Annotated in this window: 11 protein-coding genes and 3 pseudogenes; 4 read left to right on the plus strand and 10 right to left on the minus strand. The window is 43.6% G+C overall.

Annotated elements, in window-relative coordinates; all coding sequences use genetic code 11:
* The first annotated feature begins 184 nt into the window (after positions 1-184).
* Together IM473_RS16095 and IM473_RS16100 are read left to right on the plus strand one after the other, a co-directional pair.
* Complete coding sequence (locus IM473_RS16095) at positions 185-478, plus strand: nucleotidyltransferase family protein (protein ID WP_287657539.1); 294 nt, start codon at positions 185-187, stop codon at positions 476-478.
* Positions 475-816: pseudogene (locus IM473_RS16100) on the plus strand (HepT-like ribonuclease domain-containing protein). Before IM473_RS16095 ends, IM473_RS16100 begins: the two are co-directional and overlap by 4 nt.
* Before the next feature lie 913 nt (positions 817-1,729).
* On the opposite strand, the gene murI reads toward IM473_RS16100, so the two are convergent.
* The 4 genes from murI to IM473_RS16120 form a co-directional block, all read right to left on the minus strand.
* Positions 1,730-2,542 carry a glutamate racemase gene (gene murI / locus IM473_RS16105; RefSeq protein WP_287657540.1) on the minus strand — a complete coding sequence of 271 codons (813 nt, stop codon included), beginning with the start codon at positions 2,540-2,542 and terminating at the stop codon, positions 1,730-1,732.
* A gap of 97 nt (positions 2,543-2,639) precedes the next feature.
* On the minus strand, positions 2,640-4,538 hold the full coding sequence (locus IM473_RS16110; RefSeq protein ID WP_287657542.1) for an N-acetylmuramoyl-L-alanine amidase: 1,899 nt from the start codon (positions 4,536-4,538) through the stop codon (positions 2,640-2,642).
* A gap of 260 nt (positions 4,539-4,798) precedes the next feature.
* Complete coding sequence (locus IM473_RS16115) at positions 4,799-6,187, minus strand: cation:proton antiporter (protein WP_287657543.1); 1,389 nt, start codon at positions 6,185-6,187, stop codon at positions 4,799-4,801.
* Between the two features lie 554 nt (positions 6,188-6,741).
* A complete protein-coding gene (locus IM473_RS16120) occupies positions 6,742-8,262 on the minus strand; it encodes a methyltransferase regulatory domain-containing protein (protein ID WP_287657545.1) in 1,521 nt (506 codons plus the stop codon).
* 191 nt (positions 8,263-8,453) lie between these two features.
* On the opposite strand from IM473_RS16120, the pseudogene IM473_RS16125 reads away from it, so the two are divergent.
* Both IM473_RS16125 and IM473_RS16130 read left to right on the plus strand, forming a co-directional pair.
* Positions 8,454-8,585: pseudogene (locus tag IM473_RS16125) on the plus strand (DUF2887 domain-containing protein); the annotation flags it as partial.
* A 236-nt stretch (positions 8,586-8,821) separates the two neighbouring features.
* On the plus strand, positions 8,822-9,085 hold the full coding sequence (locus tag IM473_RS16130) for a hypothetical protein (protein ID WP_287657547.1): 264 nt from the start codon (positions 8,822-8,824) through the stop codon (positions 9,083-9,085).
* A gap of 223 nt (positions 9,086-9,308) precedes the next feature.
* Here the strand turns inward: IM473_RS16130 and IM473_RS16135 are convergent, their stop codons facing one another.
* From IM473_RS16135 to IM473_RS16160, 6 genes and pseudogenes are all read right to left on the minus strand, one after another.
* Positions 9,309-12,071, minus strand: coding sequence for a beta strand repeat-containing protein (locus IM473_RS16135; RefSeq protein ID WP_287657549.1), 2,763 nt, complete (start codon positions 12,069-12,071; stop codon positions 9,309-9,311).
* A 307-nt stretch (positions 12,072-12,378) separates the two neighbouring features.
* The gene (locus tag IM473_RS16140) at positions 12,379-13,128 is read right to left on the minus strand and encodes an FkbM family methyltransferase (RefSeq protein WP_287657551.1); all 750 of its coding nucleotides are present in this window, start codon (positions 13,126-13,128) and stop codon (positions 12,379-12,381) included.
* Between the two features lie 187 nt (positions 13,129-13,315).
* A complete protein-coding gene (locus IM473_RS16145; protein WP_287657553.1) occupies positions 13,316-14,812 on the minus strand; it encodes a glycosyltransferase family protein in 1,497 nt (498 codons plus the stop codon).
* Positions 14,813-14,867: 55 nt separating this feature from the next.
* Positions 14,868-16,169, minus strand: coding sequence for an FkbM family methyltransferase (locus IM473_RS16150; RefSeq protein WP_287657555.1), 1,302 nt, complete (start codon positions 16,167-16,169; stop codon positions 14,868-14,870).
* Between the two features lie 26 nt (positions 16,170-16,195).
* The gene (locus IM473_RS16155; protein WP_287657557.1) at positions 16,196-19,258 is read right to left on the minus strand and encodes an FkbM family methyltransferase; all 3,063 of its coding nucleotides are present in this window, start codon (positions 19,256-19,258) and stop codon (positions 16,196-16,198) included.
* 271 nt (positions 19,259-19,529) lie between these two features.
* Positions 19,530-19,745: pseudogene (locus tag IM473_RS16160) on the minus strand (PhzF family phenazine biosynthesis protein); the annotation flags it as partial.
* Positions 19,746-19,747: the final 2 nt, after the last annotated feature.

Raw genomic sequence — 19,747 nt, forward strand, 5'->3', positions numbered from 1 at the left:
AGACATGGCTTTTTTTCTCCCCTCGCTCTACGGCACTCACTGCTTTCTGTCTTAAATCATCACTATAGGGTGCTGCCATGAAAGCTTCTCCTCATTTCTTTTTCTCTATTATGTCCTAACTATCCCGCTCTTTGCTATAGTCTGTTAATTGTTCATTAAAAACCTTCGGGATGGATGTTATTTTATGACCCTAAAACAACTCATACAAGACAAACGAGAGGATATCCTAAAAATTGCCACCAAACATGGTGCTTTTAATGTGCGTGTATTTGGTTCCGTTGCTAGAGGTGAGGAAACCGAAAATAGTGATGTTGATTTTTTAATTGATTATGATTTAGCTAAAACATCCCCTTGGTTTCCAGGTGGATTATTAGTTGATTTAGAGGATCTCTTAGGGTGTAAAGTGGATATAGTAACTGAAAAAAGCCTTCATCATCTAATTAAACAGCGAATCTTAAAGGAGGCAATTAAGTTATGAATGAAGATCAAGTTTATCTTGAATACATTTTAGACTGTATTGATAAAATTAAGGAGTATTTCCAAGGAGGAAAACAGGAGTTTTTTGCTAATTCAATGATCAGCGATGCTATCATTAGACGCTGACAAACTTTGGCAGAATCAACTCAACGGCTTTCGGAGGAATTAAAGGCAAATATTCCCGATGTTGACTGGCGTAATATTTCTGGTTTTAGGAATATTTTAGTACATGATTATTTAGGGGGAATTGACCTTAATACAGTTTGGGATGTGGTAGAGAATTATTTGGATGATTTAAGAGAACAGATTTTAAGACATCTAGAATCAGTCAATACTTAATCAAAGTCTAATTTCGTGGGTTGAGTTGAGCGAATAAATATGTTAAAGAAAACCTCTCAATTCTCAGGGAAAGGGAAACCCAACACCCAACACCTAAATCCGTCTGAATCGGCACTCGCTATTCCCCTCCTCTCATTACTTTTTGTGGGGTTTCTTATATCATTTTTCTTTATTCCTGGCAGGTATTTTACTCCCCTCTCCCAGAAGGGGAGAAGGGTTGGGGGTGAGGGAAATTAACCATCTCTGCCATTACTTTTGAAAAATGATATTAAAAAATTTTTTCCCAGTCCTTGACAACTTATGTTAAGTTAATAGTGGCAGTTGCAAGAAATTAACCCCCAGTTCTCACCTAGAAATTGTTAAGATGAGGAATTTTTTCTCGTCGGTTTCTGGTGCGAAGAATGGAGTCGAAGACGATTACCTGTCCAACTCGATCCCTATCCCTTGGTAGAGTGACTGACGGATAAGCTCGATCTGTTTGCAGATTTGGCCGGTTTTCTCGTCGCTAGTCATTCAATGATCAATGGGGAAAGATCGAGCCTACCTAATTTTAACTATCTTCTCTCCTCCCTAATCAAACAATGCCTACCATGACCTTAGTGTTACCAATGGTGTATCTACTGGTGATCTACCTCTTACTATCGATCGCCAACAAAGCTAAAATCAACTCCTAATCAGTTATCAGTTATCAGTTATCAGTTATCAGTTATCAGTTGATCAGATTTGAGTTTTAAGTCAGCAGTATTACAGCGTTTCTCAGATACATGAGGTTCGTTCTTGCAGCTGAAATAGTTGATTAGCAACTATTAGTGTCTGTGCTTCACCTTGACGAGAAAGGCTGTAAATAGCAGTTTCCTACTGTCTTTTCACTGATTACTGCACACTGATTACTGCTCAGTGAAAAGGCTAACGGTTATAAAACAGGGACGGGTAAATAAACCTTTTCTACCCCGGGAGAAAAACCGAGCCATTGACGAGATAAACGAGCAAAAGTGTTAGGATCACCGCTAACTGCGAAGTTAGTAGGTAGGGGTGTTTCAGGATTTTTTAGACCTAATAATTCTAGCTCTTTTTCCGCCGCTCGCACAACGGAAGCGGCGGGATCTACCAAGCGCACAGAACTAGGTAAAAGACGACGTAAAACCGGGGAAAGATGGCGATAATGGGTACAACCATAGACCAGAGTATCAATATTTTCTGCCAGTAAAGGCTGAAGATATTCCCTAGCCACTTGCTTGGTGTAGGGGTCAAAAATGCGGTTAGCCTCGATCAAAGGTACAAATTCGGGACAGGGAATTTGCCAAACTTGGGCAGTAGGATCGATTTCTTGAATCGCTTGTTTATAGGCATTACTTTTAGCCGTAGCCGGGGTAGAAATCACACCAATGCGCTTTCCTTTTTCAACGGCAGTTTTTGCCCCGGGTAAAATTACCCCCAAAATTGGTAAATCTTTAAATTCGGCCCGCACTTCTTCTAAAGCCAAGGCGGAACTGGTATTACAGGCCATAATCACCATTTTCACCCGGCGCTCGCCCATCCAAGTGAGAATTTCCCGGACAAATTCGATAATTTCCCCTTTAGAACGGGTTCCGTAAGGAAGTCTAGCGGTATCAGCGAAATAGAGAATTGATTCTTGGGGCAGTTGTCGATACAACTCCCTTAAAACGGTCAGTCCACCCACACCACTATCAAACACACCAATCGGACTAAGTTGTGATTCTCTCATAGATATCGAGGAAAACGCTGATCTAAAGTAGCTTTATTTGATGATATTAAAACACGGATTTTTTGATTGGTAAACTAATGCTCCAATCATTTAATCATTAACGGAGATTTCGTTGAATATATTCAATAATCCCCCCAGCGATCGCCGCCGCCATTTGTCGTTGAAAGTTGGCATTGGCTAATTTAGCAGCATCCTCAGCGCCAGTAACGAAACCCACTTCCACGAGGGTAGAGGGCATTTTCGAGGTTCTCAGCACATAGAAACGGGCCCGACGCACCCCCCGATCGCGCATATCGACACTGCGGACAATATTGCGATGGATGGTGTCCGATAAACGGCGATCACCGAAGTAATACACCTCTAGGCCATTGACATCCGGTCGTGCTTTCCCCATAGAGTTAGCGTGGATACTGACAAATAGATCGGCATCAATCCGGTTAGCCAGATCCGTGCGCCCTTGCAGGGTGACAAAAAAATCGCTATCCCTAGTTAGACGCACATCGATGCCCTGTTGTTGCAGGATGCGGGTAACTTCTAGGGAAATGGGCAGAATTACGTTTTTTTCCTGAAGGCCACCAATTCCGATCGCCCCCGGATCCTTACCACCGTGGCCCGGATCGATCACCACCAGAAAGCGGCTATTGCGTTGTTGGGGGGGATTAGGAGTGGGGTTAGAGGGGCGCGGAGGTGGGTTAAATTGCCCCGTATCTGGGGGTAAAGGGACAGGGATAGTGGTGAAGTCAGGAACCTGAGAAACGGGGCTAGAATTGCGGGAGGAAAGCAATTCTAGGGCTAGGGTTTGATTGCCCGTTTGAGTTAATTGTCCCAGTTGAAAACCCGCGGCCGTCTGTACCAAAATCAGCACCTTATTGGCGCTTTCCTGACGTACCCGCAATTGATAGATAGGACTATGGCGACCAAAGCGCGGACCGCGAAAAGACTCGGCTAACTTAGCATTTTCGATGCGTAGTTCATAGACACCATCCCGGTTAACAATGCCGTTAGCTTTTAGGGGTAAATCCGCGCGAATTAAGAGGCGATCGTTATTACCTGCCAGATCGATCGAGGATATCGTGGCCAAACGACTGCTAGAAGGGGGATTATTGGCAGTTTTCGCGGGGGGATTATTGGGACGGGGAGTGGGATTAGTGGCGTTAGTGGGGGGAGGTGAGGAGATATTATCCACGGAACCCAGACCCCCCCTAGGCAGTAAAACCAAACCACCAAAACGACTATAGAGAGCTTGCCAATCGGGACTATCCTTATTAACGCTCAGGTAAATCTTGGCCCGTTGATTGGCAGTCTGACTGAATTGAATATCGCCGACCCCATAGCGATTGACAGGGATAGTTTGACCGGTGAGACTACCGGGTAAAGTGGCCCCGGGTAATTCAAATTCGATTTTTTTGCCGTCCCGGCTGCGTTGACTGCGGATCGATCGCTCATCACCATTCTGCTCTAAACGGACAAAAAGACCATTGCGAGTTACCTGAAAATCATCGTTGTTGTCCGTCTGGCTAACTGGAGGTGGGGGAGTGGGACGGGTGGAACCGCGATCGGGGGTAGGTGTGGGGTCAGGGGTGACGGGTGGTTGCGTTTCCTCCCTAATCGGTTGGGGTTCTGGCAGTTCCACTGTCCATTGGGTGGGGGAAATTCCGCGAATTTTTACCTGTTGAGGATCAAAGGTGTAGCCGGGGGCCAATTCAATCACTAAACGGGTAGTTTCCGCATCAAATTGACCAATACGGACACTTCTGACGATATTGCCAATGGGCCGGTTAATATTAGGTTGCCCTAACTTGATCCCGGGCAGATCGATCACGATCCTGGTGGGGTTAGTGATCATTTGCGCTCGCGGTTGCACTCGATTGTCGGTGGTGAACACCAGACGATTCTCATTGGTGTCGAATCGCCAAAAGACGAGCTTGCCCGCCCAAGCAGGGGCCGCCACCAGCAACCAAGTTAATGCGCTTAGGAATAACCAATGAAATCTCACGATCGATGCTCCCGTTGCTCAGTTATCAATTACCTTTTTTCGGTAAAAATGGACGATTTTGTCGATTTTTTGCCATCCATAGCTCCGTTAATGCTCTGAGAATGACTATCAATAAAAACAAGCTTATGGGACGTTGGCATGGTCTGCTATGTTTCTGATCAGTTATCAGTTATCAGTTATCAGTCATCAATGAAAAGACAGCGCTGTTAGTGCCATTCAATACTGCTCACTTAACACTACCACTGGTAACTGCTCACTGATCACTGATCACTGAGCACTGATTGAGGACTGGCGGTAGGTTCTTTAAATACTAACCTTAACAGGGGCGGAGCGATAAAGGTAGTCAAGATCACCATCATAATAATGGCCGCATCGGCAGCGGGGGATAAAGCGCCACTAGCGGCCCCGACTCCGGCAAAGACTAAACCCACTTCACCCCGGGGAATCATGCCAACTCCGATCGCCAAGCGATTGAGTTTTTCCTTGCTGAAAACGGCTAACCCCGTCACCACTTTACCCAAAATAGCGACGACAATTAAGAAAGCGGCCAAGACTAATCCTTCTCGATTAGTGGGAATAGCGGGATTAAGGACACTTAAATCGGTTTTTGCCCCCACACAGACGAAAAATATCGGTACAAATAAATCGGCGATCGGGAACACTTGTTCTGCCAATTCCGATCGCTTTTCCGTTTCCCCTAAGACCAGGCCGGCAGCAAAGGAACCGAGAATCGCTTCTAATTGGATAACTTGGGCAATATAGGCAAGAATAAAGGCGAAAATTAGGGAAACTAAGAGCAATTGTCCCCTAGTTTTCATGCTATTAACTAATTGAACGTAAAAGGGGCTTAAAAAACGACCGATCAGGATCGCCCCGATCACAAAAGCGCTAGAACTAATAACTAGATAAATTACTTTGCTAATTTGCACTTCTCCGGTCTTCACCAAAGAAGCAACGACAGCGAGAACGATAATACCGAGAATATCATCGAGAACCGCTGCCCCGATGATAATTTGACCTTCTTTCGCCGATAACTGCCCTATTTCTGCTAAAACCTTGGCGGTAATGCCGATACTGGTAGCGGTTAAAGCTGCGCCGGCAAAAATAGCGGGAATGGTGGCCAGATGAAAGATATAGATTAAACCCAAAGTACCCACCAAAAAGGGAACCGCAACTCCCACCACTGCGACGACGGCTGCCTGCGGACCGACGCGAATTAATTCCTGCAAGTCCGACTCTAAACCGATCTCGAACAGCAGGATAATTACCCCCAATTCCGAGAGGACGGAAATTACCTCACTGGCAGCACTAAAAACGGCGGGAGATTCCTCTGGGGTGAGGGATGACGTGGATTGTAGGAAGTGAATTAGGAGAGAATCCTCGAATCCCGCTCCTCCTTCTGGAAAAACCAGTAATTTTAGCGCAGAAACCCCGATGATCACGCCACCGACTAATTCTCCTAGCACGGGGGGCAAGTTGAATCGGACGCATATTTCCCCCCCCAGTTTACAGGCGAAATAAATAACGGTCAAACTCAGCAGCACGCAGGCTAAAACTAAGGCACTATCGGCAGTTTCGGCTGTAGCTGCCGAGGCTAACAGGGGAAGATTAAAACTCCAAGCGGAAGAAAGGAAAGGCTGTAGTATCATCGCTCGCTCAAAATTACTCCCAATACTCTAACAAGCTGGCGGCCTATTCAGTGATTCCCTATTAAACTTTGCCCCTTGTCCAACTTCTACGAGGGGCCTGCCGTGGCCAGGTGAGGCTGAGATAAATTGTCAGACTTGCTATTATCGGCGATAATAGGGGGCAAAATAGCTAATAGCTGACTCCACATCCTATTTTTGACGACTACCGCCGCAATCATCGCTTTAGCACTGGACAGTCCTTCTTTCGCCAGTTGGTAAATAATTTTTACAGACCCCTTGACAAGATGCTTATTTTGTGTTTGCTAGATGTCGTACCAAGAGTGATCGTCGTGTCGCCATTATCACCGCAAGCGTGCATTGGACGGGGATGTGAAGAAAGATAGGGAGCCTGATTGGCTCTCCTCTTCTTTGTGTGATAAGTTTAACTTATATAGTAGTGATCGATCTCTGTGTCCTTTGTGTCTCTGTGGTTCCTTCCACTCACTGGGCCGCAAGACTGTATCTTAGAATACATTTTACCCACCAAACCTGGGAGAGCCCCTGATTTTCCTTATCTATTCAATACCCAGTTTTTGCAATGTTAGTAAACGTCCTTGACTAAACTCCTCGTACACTGTTTTCAGATGAGCAATATTCTCCTCCTCTGTTTCCAAAGTTTTCCCATCCTTAACCACTTTTTTGCCTTGACTTGCCAAAATTTGCCAAACAAATTGTACGGCATCTTGGTTAGAGGATTTAGCCAAGAGGAATAATTGTTCTAAACGATTGACCACTACTCCAGTCCCAATCAAAGGAGAAGCTAAAAAGCTTAATTCCTCACTATAGACTGCTTTCGCTTTCACTGCATTATTAAAAGCATCAGTAGATGGTTTCCGTTGTTGGCAAGTTTGCTCATCCACAGCAGGATGAATATAGCCAATACCAGTTAAAATCACGAGAGCTTGGTAAAGACCATTTAAGTTAATATTTGAGGTTTTGGGGTGATTTTGTAGTTGCAGTAAAGTTTGGGGAGATTCCGCCAAAACTTCACAAATTGGCTGATAAACTGCCTCCTGTAACTTAACTTCTCCCACGGGAAACTGCTGCTCGAACTTGATATTTGCGGGATTAACAAGTAGAGCAAACCGGGTTTCTTGTAGTTGTTTAAGCTGTTCTTGGTTGGTTAAACTTAAGGAGCCTCGACTAAAAATATCACGGCGGAATTGGCTATTAACAAAGAAATCTCGCACCACTTCCCGATAGATTGGGTCGCTAATTTGTGCTAATTTCTTTTGAGCTGCCTGAGAGAGATTGACCGCATCAATATGGTCATTAATATGAGCGGAACCCACATATTTAAGTTTAGCATCCTCTAATTCTTTCGCCACTTCATCAAAGTAAAAAGAATTCCATTCCTGATTGAAATACTCGTGAGCTAAATAATAACGATTTTGTTCCTTCAGGCGCTCGTAACGACTTTTTAAGATTGGATTTTGGGCAAAATAACTCGCATTAGCTTCTAATAATTCCCCCGTAAAATTAAGTGCCTGTTCAATCCTTGTTAAAATTGGTTCGGAACTGTGTTGACCATGACGTAACATTAAAGCCTGCATCGGCATCGCTGCTGACCAACCCGGAAGAGCATTATAGGAGATATAAACTAATCCCCCCACCTTGAGATTGCGGCGAATAAAATTAACTATTGCTTGGCGATTTCTGGCACTAATCCAGCTATAAATTCCGTGCAGACTGATGAAATCAAATTGAGGTAAATCTCGCTCTAAAAATTCCTCAAAACTATCATCAAAGAAAAGAATATTCTTCATTCCCGCCTTGGCCGCTAAATCTCTAGCCGTGGCGATATGGCTAGGGTTGAAATCATTGGCATAAAATTGGGCATGGGGATAGGTAGCCGCTAGAATATTCGTGGTAAAACCCTGACCACAGGCCAATTCACAATAGGTAAATTCTTGGCTAGAATCGGGGGGTTGAATCGATTTAATCAGAGTCGCTAAACCTAATTTTAGGGGACTTAACTCGCCGTAAAAACCGCTAGTGTAGTTAACTTCCGATACATATCCTTCTGTCCAACTCATAGATTTTCCTCAAATATAATGACAAGTTATAAAATTAAGACTCGATTATACAGGAAAAGAGCCATGTCCCCTAGATTTTTGTGGGTGACAGCAAGGAGAAAAAATTATACAATGCCTATTAATACTAGAGTATTAACCTTTTAGCCAAGCAATTCGGCAACTGCCAATAAACCCTAGAAGCGAGATTTCTCGTGAAAACTGACAGTCTCTTTTACCAAATCTTCCTGCGCTTTCCCGACAGTTTCTTTGACCTAATCGGACAACCGCAACCGGTCTCAGCAAACTATCAATTTACCTCCCAAGAGGTGAAACAACTCTCTTTCGGCTCTCTTGGGTTTGGTGGGTAAAATGTATTCTAAGATACATTCCTCCTAGAGGGGGGGAACGAACCACAAAGACACAAAGGACACAAAGATTGATCGATCCTATGTAAATTAAACTTATCACACAGAACCTAGAAGAGCCGGTAGGGTTAATTCATGAATTAACCCTACTATGAGAGTTGATTGATGAATTAACCTACTACTTCCCCCAGAAAAGTCGCGAGGAAATTGAAGCTATGTTTGAACTAAGTGATTTAAAACAAACGAGAGTCTATCAAGAGGCACTGGCCGAAGGAGAAGAACGGGGTCTGCAAGAGGGGGAACGTCTGGTAGTGGAAAACCTGCTCCGAGTCCGTTTTGGTGAGTTAGACCCACCACTGCAAGCTATTATCAGCCGGATTTTACAATTGTCCCCAGAAGAATTTACTCCTTTACTTCTCCATTGTTCCAAGCAGCAACTCTTAAAGCGATTTCCCCCGGAAAAGTCGCAGGGAAATTGAAGCTATTACCACCCTTATCAAGGGTAGGGTTAATTCATGAATTAACCCTACTACTTCCCCCAGAAAAGCTGAAAAAGTAGGGGCAAAGGTAGAAAACGGGTTTCTCGGAGAAACCCGTTTTCTGTGCGTTACCCACAGGACGCAAAGGTAGAACCCTAGAACTATAAAAAACCAAAAACCCCCCCCAATAAGGGGAGGTTTTTTCTAGCCGAGGGGCAGAGGATTAGATAAACGTACCAAACTGAGCGTTGCCGAAGTTAGCGTAATCTCCAGCAGTCATGGTGAAGCGGGAAATGATGGTGAAAGCATCTCCAGCATTCATCTTGCTGTCGCCACCAACATTAACCTGACCAAGTACCATCTGGCTATTAGCCGAATCGTAGTAGGAGGTGAGAATATGAATACCAGCCGCAGCAACCGTGATCTTTCCACCAGCGATGGCCGCATTAAAGCCCGCTTGGGCGGAGCTAGCGGCAACGATATTGCCAGTACCAGTAATTGTCAGGAAATTCGCAGTGAGAGTTGAATAGTCAACATCAGCACCTTGAGCCACACCAATGGTAGCCACGGCATTACCGGCAACTACAGCAACACCGTTAAGTCGCTCGAAATTTAAACCACCAGTAAGGAATGCAGAAACCCGAATCTGGTCTGTTGTGGTTGCCGTAGCGCCAGTGAGGAAATCGGTGACGGTGGTGTAGGACTCCTGCTTATTCAGGTTACCTGCACCCCCCGCGTTACCGTGGGTAAAGATAACTGTGTCGAACCCATCCCCTAGTTTGATTTGGTCAGCACCATTATCACCATTTATTATGTCTTTTCCAGCACCACCACTGATGAAGTCATTGTTAACACTACCAGTCAGAACATCATCGAAAGTGGAGCCGGTGAGGTTAATTCCCACATCGGATACCGATAATAGTGCGCTCATGGTTAAACCAGTGGTGCCGGCGGTTGCCTCCGTCAGGCCGGAAGCATCCAGTTTCTCGGCTTTCACTGCACCACCGATTGTCAGGCTGGAGTTACCAGTGATGGTGATGGTTTCCACCACACCAGCAGCCTGAGGAAGGGTTATTGCGCCAATTGTATGACCACCAGCAGCAGAGTTATTGACGACAAGCTTAAGTTGCTCGATCGAGCGGTTAGGCGTGTTGGTGTTATTCAGGTTGAGGTTGCCGACAGCAAGGTTAGCCTTCTCTATGAGTAAAGGAGTTCCGGGATCATTGCCGTCGATGGTGAAGGTCAAAGAATCGTTGTTATCACCACCATTGGCTTCTACGTTGAGAGTACCAACTGTATCATCTAAGACGTTAATCGAGTTGGCACCCGCAGCAAAGCGGATCGTGTAGTTACCGAAAGTTCCTGCGGCTAGGTTCACCGTGGTAATCTCATCACCGATTAGGTCAGCCCGGAGAGTCTTGGTAGCCGTGCCACCAGTAGATAAAGTCAGGCTTTGGATATTTTTGATGTTGGGATCGGCCGCGGTAATGGTTTCTGCATCTGCCGCCTCTACTTCCAAAGTGTTAGCACCGTCGCCGCCGTCCACTTTATCGGTAGCGGTGAAGGTACCGGCTGTAATAGTAGTAATGCGATTGAAACGGAAAGTGTCATCACCTTTGCCGCCGACGAAATTCACTGTGCCGTTGCCCGCGGTCACGTCCAGATCACCTGTAAGGGCAGAAGCGTCCAGCTTGACGGCGGTGTTGGGGAGAGCAGCAGCGATGAGGAGGTCTTGATCTCCAGTGATGGTGATTTCCTGCGAGCCAGTGGCGGACAGACCAGCCACAGCGTTGGCTAGACCCTTGCTTGCGATGGAAATTTTTTCGTAACCATTGCCACCGGATACTGGGTTAAGATCTAAGTCTAAGAACCGGATGGCAGCACCGGTGACGGGGCTATAGCGACCCACCTGATCGAGAGTGACAGCCACCGTATCTTTGTCACCCGCCAGAGCGGCACCCGCAATAGTGATAGAAAGGTCTACGTCAGTAGTGAGGCCAGTACGACTGACTGAGACTTTTTCTACCGCCGTCTGGAAGTTGCTGAGTTGCAGTCCTCCTGTACTATCTGATAGGTCAACATTTTTAACCCCAACAACATTAGCACCTAACACCGTTAAGTCTGCGCCTGTGCCTGTGCTTGTATTCACCACTTTGAGGGTCTCGATTCCCTTCATCGTCGGTAGCACCGGACCGGTACTGAGGGTGGCTCCACCGGTGTTGAGAACTGTCAGGGTGGGGTTGGTGCCAGAACCGGTGAGACTGTCACCACTGTTGAAGGTGGCGTTAAACAGACCGAAATTATTGACCGTCGGAGCGAGGAAGCTATTGGCGGTGAGGTTGTCCACATCTGCGGTGAGGATTTTACTGTTGCCCACATTACCCGTCGTTGCTATGTACTGATCGACTTTGGCTTTAGCCGCCGTTACGCTAGCGGCGGTCTTATCAACCGTGCTAATACTCGCCCACCCAGCATTATACTGGGCCGTATTAAATGAAGGCACGCTTCCCGAAGGATTATTCTGCATGGAGGTGCTGAAGTACTGCGAAACCTCTTGACGGTTAGTGAGGGCAGTACGCTCGTCTGCGGTAGCATATTCATAAACTGCGACAACTAAAGCCTTATAGTTGGCAATGCCATAGTTGGTTCCGTCTTTGCCAATATAGGTCTGATTGCCGAAGTTTGTGAGCCAGTTTGTCCAATAATTGAGATGCTCTGTGGAGGGAGCAGAACCAAAAAGATTCTGATAGACCTCCTTAACGTACTGTTGAGCATTTCCCGTACTAGGAGAAATGAGATATCCGTAGGTGGGGGGATTCGCATTTCCCGCGCTGTTGAAGGTCGCAGGATCAGAAGCGGCTGCCGCCCATCCCTGTACAGCCTCTACCCAACTATAGGTAGCTTGATTAAAGCTAATGGGGGAGACTGGAGCCTTAAAATAGGCAATATTGAGGAAGGTTAAAGCACTGCTAGAAAGAAGGGCCATAGTTTTCTTTGAACTCCAAAAGTTTTACTTAGAGGGGGATAACTACATCATGATGACAAATAGCAGAGGTTATGTAACCACATCATGGCGGTGATCAGAGTAGAGATATGTTATCAGGTTTATCGAGTCTAAGACTAACTAAGAACCGTTCGGTTTGTCAAGATCTTGGTTCATTTAGTTCTACTAGACCTGGCATTAATCAAGATTAAAAGTTCATCGCTTAGCTGGTAATTGATTTTGCATCTAGGTTGTCTAGGACTCCTCCAGAACCTGATTAGTTCCCGCAGAAACAAGGGAGTAGAAGGCTTTAATAGTACCAATTTTTTGAAAAACTGGCATTCGTGTGGACAAAGACACAATCTAGAGAAGCCAAAACCCCTTCTGGGTTTCGATAAGGCTCAGTAACATCCCACAGTCGGAAATTGAAGGGAAGTAGCCAGTTAGCAATTTCCGTTAATAGAGGAGTTTCTGGCCCATATCCACGATACAACCAACATTCTAGCAAAAGAACGTCCACTTTGGCTAGGGTCTGGGTGGCTCCCTTCAAAATACTTAACTCGTTACCTTGAGTATCAATTTTAATGACCTGAGGTTGGGGTAGATTCAATTGTTGCATTGCTTCATCCAACCTTAGCATGGGAACCTCGACGAGTCGTGTCTCTTGATCGGGAGGAGTGACGCCCAGACAACTGCTGGCTAAAATATTGTCGAAGACAGTCATGGCCAGATGACAATTGCGATCGCCTAGTGCGTACTTGTGCAAGGAGAAGGACGGATAAATTCTTAAGGTTTCCTCCATAAACTGGCGATAGTCAGGACTGTGATCAATCAGTGGCTCAAAGAGGTGAAAGTTAGCCTGGGGCAAGACTTGTTTCATGTAGAAAGACCAAACACCGTCAGAGGCACCAATGTCAAAGACAATGCTGGGGTGGTAGCCTAAGTTAGCTAACCGTTGAAAGGCTTGACGGTCTAACTGAAGAACGGAGTCATCCAGATTGTCCTGGTGCTTTTGATAGTCAGCCCTCAGAGATGGGTTATGGGGAGCGAGTTCACTCATGAGTTCTTTTGTTCGACTTAGCGTTGTATTTTTCTTAATAGTTTTACTTGATGGCTACAAAGGTATGGGAAACTGATAAAAGCTCTTCTTGACTAAATCCTTTTGCTTGTAACTCCTTAAGAATTGGCGAATTAAGTGCCTGTTCAAGCAGTTTTTCAGAGTTTATATCCCTTGAATTTCTGCCGGTTTATCTTTTTCGGTACAATTTTATCCCATAAGTGCCTGTATCTAACTGTTCTCCTGTATCGTACCACTGGGGGAGTGAGTCGCCAACAATTCCTGCTAATCCGGGATTCCAGGGCGCTCTAGCACTGTCCCTAGGATCAATAACAATTAATGAAAGATTATCCCTATCCTCTGGTGTCATCTGAGCATTATAAAGGGGGAAATAAACTCGTTTAAACCGAGACTTGAGGGCGTAGAATGCCTGAAAATCAGCATAAATGTTATCCTCCTGATTGATTTTGTTGTCAAGAAAGTTTTGTACTTTAGCATAGTCATTATTTTCCCATTGTTGTAAGGTAATTTGCGCTCGGTAAGGTAGTCCTAGTAAGTTGGCATAAAACAATAAAACCAAAAAAGCTATAGTAATAATTGTTGTCTGAATTTTGCCAGTATTTTTTTCTAAAATATTATTAAAACTCCAGCAAATACAAATGATCAAGGGAAACATCGACATCCAACTATAATAAAGTGGATATTTCCCCAGAAAACACATAGTAGTTGGTATGGTAATAACGCTGATCAAAGCAAAAAAGGAAGGAGAACGCCACCGGAAAGATTTGGTCAATAGTTCATAAAATATCAAGATGAGCAGCAGTACTGACAGCGGGGGAAAAGACGGATGCAAGCAGCCACGACACACATAATCTTTCGGGTCAAAAAGTTTGCTCACTTTGGAAAATATTATATCAATGACACTTCTGTTGCGGTTGGCATTGTCAGCAATCTGACCCAAAGTCATACCAACAAAATCATCCCAAACACCATTGGTTGAGTAAAGTGCATAAAGAAATAACATTCCTAAAATAAATCCCCCACTTAGAGCGACAAATTCCCGCCAAAATCGCTGAAAGTTGAAAAGGAGTAGGATAACGCCAAAAATTATGGCAAAGGCCACTGCTGACAATCCAGAAAGGGTAAAGAAAAATCCAATAATTGTCATAGTAAGCCATCGGATTTTAGCATCTTTTATTAAAAAAGCTCCCAAAACCAGTGCTGATAAGAAAATGCCGGAAGTGTCGTACCTTCCCGATGTATAAATAAAGGTAATTCCTGCTGGCAAAAGACAACTAACCACTAGGATGATTCTTAGCCAAGAAAACTTAATTAAAGGCAAGTTCTTGATGAATAACCAGATTACAGTGATGCTAAGAAGCATTAACACATAATTAAAAAGCCTAACTTTTTCAATACTAAATCCCAAAACTTTTATCCATAAGGCCAGCAAAACTGTATAAAGAAAAGAAACGCCAGCATGGAACTCTTGAGCATTTTGATGCCACCAAGAAGCCGAGGTAAAACTGCCGTATAAAGCTAGATTAGCTGCTGGTTCTGCAAATGCTACTTCATCTATCCAGACGGGGTGTAATCTAGAACCCAAGAATATGCCTACTAGCAAAAAAGCAATTCCCAAACCGACGAGAATCAAAATTTCACTGGTTAAAGATATATTTTTTTTCATAATCATTACTCACCTATTAGTTATTCCGTAAACAACTCAATATTTATCCAAGATTTTAATAAGCATTAGAGAAATAAGTTGCGGGCATGACACAGGAACACCATTTAAGTGCTTCACTAAAAACAGAATGCTCCTGAAAAAAGAAAACATTTCCCCATGAACTACCAACGGATATTAAGTGATTACAATAAAAACTCACCTCATTATTAGGAAATACTCGATAAATTACAATAAACCAACGATAGCCGCGTAATTTCATTGCTTCGACAAGATTCGGTAAGCGGTTGTCCACCCCAAACTCACCAAAAGGAAACTTTTCATCCCAAAATTCCGCAACTACCACAGGATAACGATAGTCACCCATACCTCTTATCACTTCTAAATCAAAACCTTCGGTATCAATTTTTACCAAACCAACTTCCGAGGGAACCTGCTGTTGCTGATGTAAGGTTTCCAGAGTTGTCACCGTAATAGGGACTGTTTCTGTAAAAACCATTCCTTCTGGTAACGAATGGATGTTAATACTGCTCAGTAGAGTATAGTCAGCGTCAGGATAAAGGGGTTGACTATTGGGGTCATTAACTAGATTTTGATCCCCGACTAGGTGAAGCTCCCTCTCCTCATTTATCGCTCCTAATGCTAAAGGAAAAATGCGAAGATTAGAGAAATTAGATAGACGATTTTTTAATTTTTCCACAACGGGTAAAAACGGTTCAAAGGCATAAACTTCATAGCCTGTTTGCAATAGTCGTTCTGTTACATCCCCCTGATTGGCTCCAATATCTAAGGCAGAAGGATAGGGAAGATAGGAGTATAAATAACACATCAATTCAACTTCAATCCCTTGAAAATTTGATTGATTAGTGACAACCTTAAATTTATAATTATGAATATCCTCATAAACTTTACTTAACAGTTGTTGATTAAGTTGGAAACGTTCTCGAGTTTCCTCTTGAAATGCTTGAAAAGTTTGATAAATAGCTTGCTGTTGTTGTTGAGAATCTTGATAAATTCTTTCAATAGCCTGATAAATAGCTTGCTGTTGTTGTTGAGAATCTTGGTTAAATTGTTGAATGCCTTGAACGAGATCAACGGAAAACTTGAGCAAAAAAGCTTGATTTTCCAGTGATAAATCAGCCTTTCGCTTGGTTTCTGCATTTTCTTGTCGGATTTGCTCCGTGGAGTTATTGAGTTGCTCAACCTTAAAATCTAAGGGATCAAGCTGATTAAGTTTCTCAAGTTTTTGGATTTGTTCAAGTTGGACATGATTGAGTGAATCAAGTTTTTCTAGAAATAAATCTTTGACTGCTTTAACTCGCTGAACTATTTTATTTTTGGCTAATAATTGTTTGATCATTTTGGCTAGTGATTGGGTAAATTGTCTTAAGCTTGACTGGGAGAATTTTCAATTTTGCGGCTAGTTTCGGGAACTAACAAATCTTGACGAATAAAGACCACTTCCTTTTGGAGGAGTGTGCCATCAATGGGGGATCTCCATTCGCCGGTTTCGTCATAATAACGGAAACCAAGCTGATCCAAAAGATTAAGCATTTCATTGAAAACGAGAGCGTCCTGATCATAGCGAATAAAGGAGAGTTCAGCAACGACTAAATCCACCTGAGCGATAAATTCTTTGGCTCCTTCTAAGACGATATGCTCGGCACATTGCACGTCTAATTTTAATATTCCTCTGCCAGAAATTTCCTCATCTGTCGCCACCTGATCGAGGGTTTTTACTGCCACTGTAATCGTTTCATAGTTTCTAAAATCGGCGGGAGTGAGTAAGAAACTACCGTACAAATCGGGGGAAACTTGAAAACTTAACTGACCAGCTTGATTAGAGATGGCAATTTCTAGTAATTCCGCTTTAGGAATATTACAGATATAGTAATTTCTGGCTGATTGCTCGTATTTTGAGATTAGCGGATCGATGAGGATAAAGCGAGCTTCTGGGAATAATTGACTAGCGGTATGAGACCAAATACCGTGGGAAGCTCCCACATCAACCACAAAATCGGGCTGATATTTTTGCCCTCGTAAACGTCGCATCACTTGATAGACTTGAGCATAATCTTTATAAATAATTGAGGGAACGGGGGGTTCAATAAAAGTCACGGCATCGATCGGCGATCGAGGTAAAATTGCTTCAAATCTGTCATCGGCTGCTTGTTCTTTTTCTAGGGACTGCCACACCCATTGATCGATCCCTCGATCGGAGAATTTTGCCGCTACTTTAACGGCATTTTCTCGCATTCTTTGCTGATTTTCTGGGTTAAGAACGTAGTCCACGGCTGCGGCCAAACTTTCGGGTGTATAATCACAAACCACACCGATTTGAAAGCGATTAATAAAGTTAGCCGCCGAGGTTTTATTACTGCCTAAAAGAATTACCGGGGTGTTAGCGGTGGCGAGGTTAAAAATAATCCGGCCGGGTAAACTAAGGCGAGACAATTCTGTCCGATCATCTCTTTCGTCCATGGTTCCCGTGGGAACAATAACAAAGGGATATGCTTGTAGTTGTTGTGCTAGTTTTTCTTCGGGATAGAGTCCTTGGCTATAAAGTCCCCATTTTTCTAATTCTGCGGCAGATTCTTTGAGCCAATAATAGTTAGAATTGCCATACCAATCTAGTTTAATTCCTGCTCCTTGAATACTCTCTAAAAGAGATTGGAACCATTGGGGACTCCAAATGCTCCCTAATAAAGCTCCCCATTTTTCTTGACAGCGTTGGGGAGAAACTTCGGCAACTTCACTATTAATGAGACGGTGGGGAACGATCGCCGGTAGGAGCCAAAATTTGTAGCCGTACTTATTTTCGTAAGCGTCGCGGAGTTCGGGATGGGTGGCAAAACGAACGGAACATTTGCTTAAAAACTCTTTCATTAAAGCATCGGGAATCTCCTGAACGCAGATATTCTGATCGTCCATGATGTAGGTGGCAAGGGGAACATTAAATAATTCCTTAATAGCGATCGATGTCAGAATATCGCTGGCATAGTAGGGGACACAAAAAACTTTTTGGACTTGATGGTGTCCGAGAGTTTGGAGAATTGATTGAAATATCGCCGGTCGCGACATTTTCTTATGGTCAAGGTGGAAGCTTAAGACCCCGAATTGTTGTTCACCACCATAGTGATTATCGGAACGGATGGAAATAATCTCGCTATCATCGGGAAAGATTCTTCTGACCAAGGCTCCTGTCCCGTGACTTTGATTGACTTCACTAGCGGTGACGATCACACTGCACTTAAGGCTATTTTTCTCGAATTGTTCAAAGCGATTATCGATGGGTTTTCCCTGTTCTAACGATCTCCAGAGCCAATCATCAAAATGATCGGCTTTTAAGCTTTTGGCTAATTTTTGACTGGAATAACGGAACCGCAGTTGATTGCTTTCTATTTGCAGTTTCTCTATTTCTGTTAATAAGCTTTGAGCTTTATAATCACAGACAGTTCCTAGTTCGAATTCTTTGACGAACTGAGCGGCGGCACTATCTTTACGACCAACAATGATGATCGGAGTATTAGCAACGGCGGTAATAAAGGGAATGCGGGAAGGCAAACTCAAACAGGCGAATTCGGGACGCTCTTGCTCGTTTTCAGAACTGGCGGTGGGAACGATTGCAAAAGGGGCTTGACGTAAGTAGTAGATGAGAGCATCTTGGCTGCAGTAACCTTTAAAAAAGATACCATCTTGTTCTAACTCTGCTTCTTGGAATTGCAACCATTGACGATTAGGATTGCCATACCAATCTAATTTTATCTGGGATTCTCGACATAATTGCCTGAGATTTTCTAACCAAGTCTGAGACCAGATATTACCGATTAAAATCCCTCTTGCCATAGAATCGGGTACGGTAATTTCTGGGGGTATTAAATAACTTTCTACTAGGGGCGGTACAAACCAAATTTTTCTTTCGTATTTTTTACTATAGGCTTGACAAAGAGGCTTAGAAATGCCTAAAACTAGATCACTATTATCGATTAATTGCCTAACAATACCATCGGACACAGCCCTGACATAGATATTCTGATCATCCATCAGGTAGGTACAAACGGGGACCTGAAAGAGAGATTTAATCGCTGTGGCTACATAAAAATCTTCGATAAAGTAGGGAATTACTAAGACTCTTTTCGGTTTTAAATAAACAAATAAATTTTGAATTTTTACTAAAATTTCCCCGTAGGAACAACCGCGCACATCTAGACAGAAATTCTGGACTCCAAAATCTTGCTCTCCTCCGTAGAGATTAGTGGTTCGCAAGGAGACTATCCCACCAGTATCAGGGAAAATTCTCTTTAAAAGAACCCCGACACCCTGATTCTCATTGATTTCGTTTGCAGATACTATAATATCATAACTTTCTTGGAATTTGTCGGCAAAACTATTTAAGTCTTGTAACGACAAACTAAGTTTTTTTTGTAGTTCCTGATAAGAGGTGAGCATAATGATTAATTTTAATAGGCTTTAGCTATAGACATTTCATTGATTTTGACAGGGTTTCTCTGAAAAACAAGGTATAAACTCGTTTCGCCTACGGCCTCGTCATTAAGATAACTGCCGTATTTTTTCTTGGTTATCCCTCAAGAAATTTTATATTTTTCGATATACCCTGTCAAGTTCATTCTCATCCATCCCACAAAACCGAGATTGATCCTTGCAGGTCTTAATGTTTTAACATTGTTCATCTCCTTTTTACCAACTTCGGCAACCGCTCTCACAATGACCTTTTTATATCGCTTTTTGTTTCCCCATCGGCAATTATCATCTTGCCTTGGCAGACTAGAACTGATGCACCACCCACAGAAACTTCCGTAATTGACCGGTTGTTTTTCTGAAACTTTAATTGTAAACTGCTGGGTCTGCCCATTTCCACTCCTTGGATTATCGTCCATTGATTCATCCCTTCCCTAGAAGATTCTAACCCCTCTAGGT

It is taken from the genome of Microcystis sp. M015S2, from assembly GCF_020245945.1.
Taxonomy (GTDB): Bacteria; Cyanobacteriota; Cyanobacteriia; order Cyanobacteriales; family Microcystaceae; genus Microcystis.

What these genes read in the sequence shown, in the direction of transcription:
- IM473_RS16130 (WP_287657547.1), top strand. Translation starts at nt 8,822, where the DNA reads ATGTTTGAACTAAGTGATTTAAAACAAACGAGAGTCTATCAAGAGGCA.
- murI (WP_287657540.1), bottom strand. Translation starts at nt 2,542, where the DNA reads ATGAGAGAATCACAACTTAGTCCGATTGGTGTGTTTGATAGTGGTGTG.
- IM473_RS16155 (WP_287657557.1), bottom strand. Translation starts at nt 19,258, where the DNA reads ATGCTCACCTCTTATCAGGAACTACAAAAAAAACTTAGTTTGTCGTTA.
- IM473_RS16095 (WP_287657539.1), top strand. Translation starts at nt 185, where the DNA reads ATGACCCTAAAACAACTCATACAAGACAAACGAGAGGATATCCTAAAA.
- IM473_RS16140 (WP_287657551.1), bottom strand. Translation starts at nt 13,128, where the DNA reads ATGAGTGAACTCGCTCCCCATAACCCATCTCTGAGGGCTGACTATCAA.
- IM473_RS16115 (WP_287657543.1), bottom strand. Translation starts at nt 6,187, where the DNA reads ATGATACTACAGCCTTTCCTTTCTTCCGCTTGGAGTTTTAATCTTCCC.
- IM473_RS16145 (WP_287657553.1), bottom strand. Translation starts at nt 14,812, where the DNA reads ATGAAAAAAAATATATCTTTAACCAGTGAAATTTTGATTCTCGTCGGT.
- IM473_RS16150 (WP_287657555.1), bottom strand. Translation starts at nt 16,169, where the DNA reads ATGATCAAACAATTATTAGCCAAAAATAAAATAGTTCAGCGAGTTAAA.
- IM473_RS16135 (WP_287657549.1), bottom strand. Translation starts at nt 12,071, where the DNA reads ATGGCCCTTCTTTCTAGCAGTGCTTTAACCTTCCTCAATATTGCCTAT.
- IM473_RS16120 (WP_287657545.1), bottom strand. Translation starts at nt 8,262, where the DNA reads ATGAGTTGGACAGAAGGATATGTATCGGAAGTTAACTACACTAGCGGT.